Here is an 8,623-nt window from a genome sequence, read left to right as displayed (position 1 = left end):
ATCCTGCTTTGTACTTAATACCAAATGTGTATTTTTCGTGACCCGCTAAATGCCATTTACCAACATAAGACGTGGCATAACCTTGATCTCTTAAAATGGTAGCAAATGTTGGAATATCTTCGCGTATGTGCATTCCGTTTTTAGGCGCTCCTGTTGCTTGTGGATATAAGCCAGTAACCAATGAGGCTCTTGAAGGTGTACAAACAGGAGAAGAATTATAATAACTTGTAGCTATGGCTCCTTGTTGTCCAATTTTATCAATATTTGGTGTGGTAGAGTTATTCCCTTTTCCCCAAACAAAGGCTTGATCTTCTGTCATTAAATCTTGATAGCAACTTAAGGTTCTGAAATTATGCTCATCTGTATGAATGATAATCAGATTTGGTTTGTCCTTAATAGTTCCTTTTTTTTCTGCTACTTGAGTCTTTTCTCCTTTTTGAGTTTTACAATTTGTTTGTAAAAAGAGAAAGGGGATTGCTAGAAAAATGAGATATTTTGTCTTCATAAGTATTTATATATGTTTCCGTTTTATTTATTAGTTAAATGAACTTAATTAGGTGCTTTGCAAAACTAATTGTCCCAATTGTCTGTTCTAAATGAAGAAGCTGGTAGTCCTGCTGTATTATATAAAGAACCACTTATCCAATCTTGCCAACCATATCTTACAGCAATAGGTTGTTCTACTTTATCACTCGAAACTATTAGTTTTCCACCCTTTAAAAGTTTGGCTTCTGCATCATGAAAAATTTTATCGGCTCCTGCCACTTTAAAGCCATTTAATTCTTTGTTGAAAGTTGTCAAACCATTAGGAGCATAATCAAATTCTATAGCTATTATGTTTCCTTTAATACGCATTGATTTGTAAACAGGCCCAGAAAATTGAATACTCTTATATCCGTAATCTTTTGCCAATGCCCAAAGTGCTAAACGTTCTCCAACTTTTTGTTTTTCTGCAGGATGAATATTAAATTGTTCTCCAATATCCAGAGTTACAGCCATTCCTGTGTTTGGAACTGCTAACATAGTTTTTAATTGAGCCTCTCTTAAAAAAGCTTGATTATCGCCTCCCCAACCAAGTGGAGCAATTTGTACGAAATAGAATGGGAATTCACCTTGATTCCAATTTGTTCTCCAACTTTTAATCATTGAAGAAAATAGCTGGGTGTAGCTTTGATGGTAAGTTTTGTTGGCTTCTCCTTGATACCAAATGGTACCTCTAAAAGTAAAGGGTATTAAAGGATGAATCATTCCGTTGTATAAAACTGCTGGATTTTTTTGAGGTTTAGAATCGTCTGTATTCCAACCCTTAAAATCTTTAAATTCAGAATCTATAATGTCTTTTGGAGTCCAAGCTTCAGCAGGAGTTCCTCCCCAACTGCTATTAATTAATCCTATTGGAATATTTAAAGTTTCCTGAAGCATTTTTCCAAAAAAGTAAGCAGTTGCACTATAATGTAAAACGGTTTCAGGATTTGCAATACTCCATTCTCCTTTGCAAGCATCTAATGGTTCTGATGCCATTTTTTTTCCTACTTTAAACATTCTTATTTGAGAATTTTCACTTCTTAGAATGGCCAAATTACTCCCGTTTATGGGTTGTCCTTTATTTCCAATTACTGGCATTTCCATATTTGACTGACCAGAACATAACCACACTTCTCCAACTAAAATATTTGATAAAACGACTTCATTTTCACCTTTTATAATTAGTGTGAAAGGTCCACCTGCTTCAGATTCATCAAAAAAAACTTTCCATTCACCATTTTTTACTTTAGCTGAATATATTTTAGTTTTAAAAACAACTGTAATTGTTTTCTCTGATGTGGCTTTGCCAAAAACGGCTATTGGTTGATGGCGCTGTAGCACCATATTATCTTGAAATAACGAGTTAGGAGTAACCTTAGCGCTAATTGTGTTACACACTAAAATAATTAAAACTGTTATTAGTTTTTTCATGCTTTTTACTTCATTAATTTTAAAAGTTCTTTTCCTAAAGTAATACCTAACCTTTTTTGACCTTCTGTATTATAATGTACGTTGTCTGAATGTTTAGGGAAATCTAACCAATTTTCTTTTGTAGTTGTTTTTATTAATGACACTTGTTTTAGCATTTGAGGCACTTTTTCCATCTGATTTCTAACAATTTCTGCACCGCCTTCAATACCATATCTCGAGTTTATTTGTCCAAAAACAAATGGCATGTTAGTTTCATTAAATTCTGTTCTATATTTTTCTATTAATTTTTTTAAGTTTTTAGCATAGGAATTTGCAGCAACATCAAGACCAGCATCGTTTTCCCCTTGCATCCAAGCCATTCCAATAATTTGATAAGATTTACTTTTTTTCTTAAGTATTTCTAAATTGCTTTTTATTAAATCTATATGAATTTCTGGTAAATTCCAATTTTGTTTTTTTTCGCCTTTTTCTATCTCTTTAGCTTTTTCTATGGTCCATTCCGGATTCCAAGCACCATATAAAGCTGTGCCTCCTTTGGCATGTTTTATCAACAAAAATTCTTTGTTTGGATATTTTTCTGCTAAGGTTAAACCTAATAATAATTCTGGACCAAATCGTTTTGTAAAGTTGTATTTCTCACTTGGTTTATTAATATAATATGATAGCGGTTTTTGTGAAACATTAGACTGGCTTAATAAAACTCTATGTGCTACCTTTTCAATTCTTTTTTTAATTTCATCAGATAATTCATCATAATTTCCTGCACCAGCCATATTAGATTGACCTGCCAATAAAACAACTTGAACATTGTCTTTTTCTGAATTTGTTATATAAGATTTGCACCCGTATATATTTATTAGCGTAGCAACTATAATAAAAAGCCCAAGTCTATTTTTCATAAACAACTACTTTTTTTGTTTCTGTTTTTTTATCAGATTTTATTTTTACCAAATAAACGCCAGTTGCATAGCCTTGAGTTGAAATTTTGGTGATTAATTCTTTACTTTTTATAACTTGTAAAACAGCTCCAGTAATAGAGTATAAAATGATTTCACTTCCAATTGGAGATTGGATATTTAGAAATGAATTAGCAGGATTCGGATATAATTTAAACGTTACATCTTTATTTTTATCTACAGTTAAATTATTTGAGTCTGTTACTTCTACAAAATAGAGTTCATAAGGTTTTAAAGTAGGTGTATTACTTACTTCAATCCCTTTTAATAAATCTTTAGTAATTATATTTCCTGTGGCTTCTTTTAAATTGATTGTTAAAGTGGCGTCGGTTTTACCTAAATTCACTACAGACAAAACATTGTTGCCATTCTCGTTTTTTACGTTTTTCCAAACGCATCCTTTTACACCAATTCCATTAGTTTCTGTAATAGTTACTTCTGGTGAATGGTTTTTAGTGTCAGCAATACTTAGCGCATTAGTTTTTATTGATGAAAGCGTAGAAATGGTCATCAAATTTCCATTACTAGCATTTAATGATGAAAGTGGTTCTCCATATTCATTTTTCTTTACACTTTCTGAATCTATAATTACGGTTCCGCCATTATCTAAATAGGTTTGCAATGCCGTAAATTCTTCTTGAGTAACAAAGGCTGTTTTGTATACAACTATAACATCCCATAAATTATTATCCTGATTTTCTATGATATTTCTGGTTGCAAAACCTAATGAAATCCCTTCAAAATGAAGGGACTCATACAAATCAAAAATATCATCTAAATGTGTTTCTTTATTTATTGCCGATGTTTTCGAATAAAAAATTCGGATTGGTTTTTTTTGACGTTGCATTGCCATGATTTCATCAGAAAATGAATTTAAATCCAAAATTGTGGCTTCAAGTTCATTAGTAACTCTTGGTTGATGATTGTTTGAGCCTGCATATCCATTACCTACATTAATTCCGTTTCTTGGAGAACCATCTTCAGTTCTTGCCCAAAACCAAGTTTGATTCGCAGTCATACCATAAGTATGAGCTAACCAATAGGTAGCTCTAGCATAAGCTGGATCTAAATATAAATCACGACTTCTAGAAGTTGTTAAGAAATGGGTTTCTGAATTAAAATTGATTTTATTTGGACCAACAGATTTCATAAAATCATTACTCATACATAGCTCTCTCCATTTTAAAGCATAATGAGCTTCCCATTCTTCTTCAGGGCCCCACATATGGTTGTTTTCAGCTTTAGCATCATTACCAACAATTTCACTTATTTCAGTAAGAGCTTCTAAGTCAATTCCATGTACTTTTTCATTGTCAGACCAAAGGTGTGGCATTATTTTTAAGTGAACCTTTGCGTTAGCATCATATGTTTTTATTTCAGATTTTAAAAATTTATACCATTCGGTAACTCGATACATATTAAACAATGCCCAATCATACCAAATAGCAGTTCCTTTTTTATTGATATCAATAGGAATAGAAATTGTGACGTTATTAAAACTTGTAAAATTGGTTCCCCATAAACTATTCAACCTGCTAATTGTTGTATGTTTGTTTGTTAACCATGTTTTAAATTTTTCTATTGTAAAATTAGAAACAGAACCTGATGCCCAAGGCAAATTACTACCATCTGTATGTGTGAAAAAATGAGGCTCATTGCAAAGCATATAACCCAACTGAGTATATTTTTTGCCTGCCATTTGCGGTATAACACCAGCAAATAAATAACTCCATAATTCTCTTGCTCCAGGGTGATCTATATCATAACCAGTAAAAGTGTCGGTTCGCATTTCAAAATCAGTTCCATACTCAGTTAAGGACCAATTAGGTACATTTTTATGATTCAAAAAAATAAAACCCATTGAACCGGTTGGTTTGGAGTTTAAATCATTAAGTGTATTGGCTTTTATAGAGCCGTTTTTGTCGGTAACCATGCTAGGAGTAAGAAAAAAACCATCTAAATTCCCATGATATTCTGTTAGAAATGATGTTTTAGGTTTCCATGTATAATCCGATAAAAAAACAGGTTTCTCATTAAAAGTAAGTTGGTCATTTTGATGTGTAACTTCTTCCCAATTTACAACAGGTATAGGTTTTCTAAACACCTGTTTTTGAATTAATAAAGTGATATATGAAATGGCTTCATCCAACATGTCAATAACATCATTCCTTTCAAAATCTGGCAATAAATTTGCCATTTCTGAAGCATTATCTTTATACCTATTTACAAGTGCAAACAAGTCAGTATTCATTGTTATGTTTTCTTCATCCCAATTTGCATACTCCAAAAATATTTCTGCGGTTCTAACCGTCATTTTTTCTTTTAAAACACTTATGTTTTCATCTTCAGCTTGTGAAATTAACGTGTTTAATTCTATGATTTTAGTACGTGCTTGTTCCTCTAAAGTTTGAGCATTACTAAAAACGCCATTTAGTAACAAGGAAATTATTAAAGCAAACCTTAATTTCATGATTCTTAATTATTTTAAGTTTTCAAATCCTTTGTTTCCTTTTATAACCATGTTTTCAGACGTTTTTTTATCAACTTTTAAATTGTTTGTAACGCTACCTTTATAAGAGTTTTTACTTATTTCAACATTTATACAATTAAATAACTCAAAAGTAGCCCTATTAGGAAATTGAGGTTTCTCTGTATTTGTTTGAATAATTGTATTATACTTTATAACCAAACCATCAACTCGGTCTGCCCAAACAATGCCATTATCAAAGGTTTTTATTGTGTTGTTTTCAAAAACAATATTTCTATCATAGGAAATAGTTTGATCGAACGTTTTTCCTAATCTTGGAGAAACTTTTAAGATAGCATGATCTGTTGCTCCACCATAATTACAATACTCAAAACGGTTGTTGCGAATTATTACATCTTCCACATTACCGGATTCAAACCAGTAAAACGATTCACCTCGTAACATTATGGAAGACATCATTGATGATAAATCATTATCTTCTATAATAATTTTATTAGGTGTTTTTATTATAATATTTCTTGCCCTATGATCGCGAATTGTGTTTCCACGCATAGTAAAGTTTGGATTCCATGTTTTATTCTCTAAAATATCACCTTTGTTTAAATCTGAAGGCAACTCATTTTTAAACGTTAACTCTGTAAAATAATCGTTAATTACTTTAACAGAGGTTACTTGATTTTCGCCTGCGCGCTGAGGATTTGGGTTTTTAATAAACCAAATATCATCACCAACCCCAGCAAATTCAAACCCCATTTGTTGGTCATGTTTTAAAGCAACTCGAACTGTTTTACTATCTAAAATTTTGTCAATTTCAACATAGGTTCCGTGTACATTTGTTCCATCATCATACATACCTTCAAAGCGACAGTTTTCTATTAAAATATCCCCTTTGCAGTTGGCAAAATGTGTTGCATCTGCTATGATAGAAATGACTCTATCTGAACCTTCACGAATGTAAATTCCACTATTTAAAATATCAATATCTTCAGAGCGTTCAAATAGAAAGCCCATTCCTAAAGCATGATGAATCACGACTTTATCGAAAATAATATTTTTCGAATTTCGTACTAAAAAAGCAGGAGCATAGCGGTTATTTTTTTTATCACCTTTTGATTGCAAAACAGAACCTACTCTTGGAAAATTTTTCATGTTTTTATCATGAAATCTTAAGTTTCCATTGCTTAATTTTTCAACGTAGTTTGGATTTAATGTTTGATCCATAGCGCCATAATCTACAGCTTTAGATTCTTTATTATGAGATAGCGAACTACCTAAAGAAGTGAAGTTAAAATGGTTGATTCCTGGGAATTCTATTTGTCCTCTTTTTAGATCCCAAGAGAAACCTTTTGTGTACGGTTTTAAATCGTAATAATGTTCTTCTTTATTAACAGCCATTACATCGCCTTGAAAAGAAAAAGGAATGTCCCAATCTATGGTTACGTTTTTAACATCGATTTTATTACAGCCTTCAAATACCATAGGAGCGGCCTGACCACGAAAAATAAACTCTGAACCGTTTCCTTCAATTTCAACCGAATTAAAGCCTTCAAAATTGAATATTATTTTTTTGAAACCATTGCCATGATTGGTAATATAAAGATATTTACCAATAGCATAATCTGTATGGAATGTGTAGGTTCCTTTTTCAAAAACTAATTTTATATCTTTTGTTTTGGCGTTTTCAATAGTATTTCTAACCTCCCATGTTAAATCACCATCTGTAGGTTTAAAGTTTATGGTTTCTTGCGCAGAAGAACTACAAGAACAAAACAGCATTAAAACAGCAATTAGGCTAAAGATTTGTGATTTATTTTTCATTATCTGATATTTTTTATTTTATAAACGAAAATTCGTTAAATTCCTCAAGTGTTTTGTATTTGTGAATTAATGTGTTGTCCTTATGGGTACAATACATCTAGAATCAATAAAAACATTATGTTTGATGATTTTTGATATGTAATTACAAATTAACTCCTGAACCTTGTAATGACGCGTCATGACTCCACATAATCATCCAAGGATCTTTTGTTTTAGTTTGAAAATCTTTCATTTTGGATTTCATGGACTCTAAAACTATTTCAAAACCTTTGATAGTGGCTAAATTAATTGTCTCATTTGGATCTTTAGAGAGGTCATATAATTCGAATTCTGGTCTGAATAAATAATCTTTCACTTTTTTAGGTCCGAAATATTCTTCTTTAACTCTATATACGCCTTGCCATGTTGAAGCAGCCCAAAGATCTGAAGCAAAAGGATATTCTAATTGATAGGCTATGTTCCAAATCAACTTATAATTGTCACTTCTCACTACGCGCATTGGATAATACATCGTTATTTCATGAAAGGTATGCGAGGCATAAATTTCGTTCCACCCTTTTGGGTTTTCTTCTTCAATAATAGTATTGAACGATTTACCATGAAATGCTTCTTCTTTATAATCTACTTTAGCCATATCCAAAATAGTAGGCGTGAGGTCTACCCAAGAAATCATTGCATTATTGGTAGTTCCTTTTGTTTTGTTTGTTGGGTCTTTAATAATACAAGGTAATTTAATTCCAGGTTCATGAACGGTTGTTTTTGCTCCCGGAAAAGCCATTCCGTTATCAGAGATATAGAATACTATGGTATTATCTGCTTTACCTGTGTCTTGAAGCATTTTCATTAGTTTTCCGAAACCTTGATCTATTCTTGAAATACTTTGATAGTATTGTGCAATTTCTTCACGACTTTGTTTGGTGTCTGGCAAAAACTCAGGAACTAAAACATCTTCTGGGTTGTAGGTAATAGCATCAACATTTTTGTAACCTTCTTTTTTATTTCCAAAAGTATTTGGAGCATCCCAAGGGTCTGGTGTAAAAGGATGTCCTCTATGAGGATCGTCTGTACAGAAATATAAGAAAAATGGTTTATCAGATTTTAAAACATTTGTACATGCTTCTGCCATTTCTACTGTGTTTCTAGGATCTGCTTCTAAAACTGTATTAAAATGATACACCTTTTCTGGCGCTACATGGTACTTACCAATTCGTGCCGTTTCATAACCGGCATTTTCTAATAAAACAGGTAGTGATTTCACGCTATCATACGTACTAAAATGATGATAATCGTGTACATGACCATATGATCCTGTGGCATGACCAAACTGCCCCGAAAGAATTACAGATCTACTCGCAGCACAACTCGCACTTGTACAATAGGCGTTTGTGAATTTAACACCTTCTTT

General features: G+C 32.1%; 6 protein-coding genes. All 6 read right to left on the bottom strand.

Annotated elements, in window-relative coordinates; genetic code table 11:
* The coding region (locus WBN21_RS11525; RefSeq protein ID WP_424200418.1) for a sulfatase-like hydrolase/transferase at positions 1–505 on the bottom strand (505 nt) is incomplete at its 3' end.
* 65 nt (positions 506–570) lie between these two features.
* Entirely contained in the window at positions 571–1,956 is a 1,386-nt protein-coding gene (locus tag WBN21_RS11520) for a sialate O-acetylesterase (RefSeq protein ID WP_424200416.1), read from the bottom strand.
* Positions 1,957–1,961: 5 nt separating this feature from the next.
* A complete protein-coding gene (locus tag WBN21_RS11515) occupies positions 1,962–2,855 on the bottom strand; it encodes a sialate O-acetylesterase (protein ID WP_424200414.1) in 894 nt (297 codons plus the stop codon).
* Positions 2,845–5,382 (bottom strand): T9SS type A sorting domain-containing protein, encoded by a 2,538-nt coding sequence (locus WBN21_RS11510; protein ID WP_424200412.1) that lies wholly within the window; start codon positions 5,380–5,382, stop codon positions 2,845–2,847. The genes WBN21_RS11515 and WBN21_RS11510 overlap by 11 nt, the downstream gene beginning before the upstream one ends.
* Positions 5,383–5,391: 9 nt before the next feature.
* Positions 5,392–7,218 carry an alpha-1,3-galactosidase-related protein gene (locus tag WBN21_RS11505; protein WP_424200410.1) on the bottom strand — a complete coding sequence of 609 codons (1,827 nt, stop codon included), beginning with the start codon at positions 7,216–7,218 and terminating at the stop codon, positions 5,392–5,394.
* A 142-nt stretch (positions 7,219–7,360) separates the two neighbouring features.
* Positions 7,361–8,623, bottom strand: a 1,263-nt coding sequence (locus tag WBN21_RS11500) for a sulfatase family protein (RefSeq protein ID WP_424200408.1), incomplete at its 5' end; no start/stop codon positions are given.

The sequence above is a fragment of the Algibacter sp. genome (genome assembly GCF_049667265.1).
In the GTDB taxonomy this organism is placed as follows: Bacteria; Bacteroidota; Bacteroidia; order Flavobacteriales; family Flavobacteriaceae; genus Algibacter_B.
The sequence above is the reverse complement of the archived record's forward strand: the minus strand, read 5'-3'. Positions and strand labels throughout refer to the sequence as shown.

Excerpts from the sequence above, each read along its gene's own strand:
- WBN21_RS11520 (WP_424200416.1), bottom strand. The coding sequence starts at position 1,956 with ATGAAAAAACTAATAACAGTTTTAATTATTTTAGTGTGTAACACAATT.
- WBN21_RS11515 (WP_424200414.1), bottom strand. The coding sequence starts at position 2,855 with ATGAAAAATAGACTTGGGCTTTTTATTATAGTTGCTACGCTAATAAAT.
- WBN21_RS11510 (WP_424200412.1), bottom strand. The coding sequence starts at position 5,382 with ATGAAATTAAGGTTTGCTTTAATAATTTCCTTGTTACTAAATGGCGTT.
- WBN21_RS11505 (WP_424200410.1), bottom strand. The coding sequence starts at position 7,218 with ATGAAAAATAAATCACAAATCTTTAGCCTAATTGCTGTTTTAATGCTG.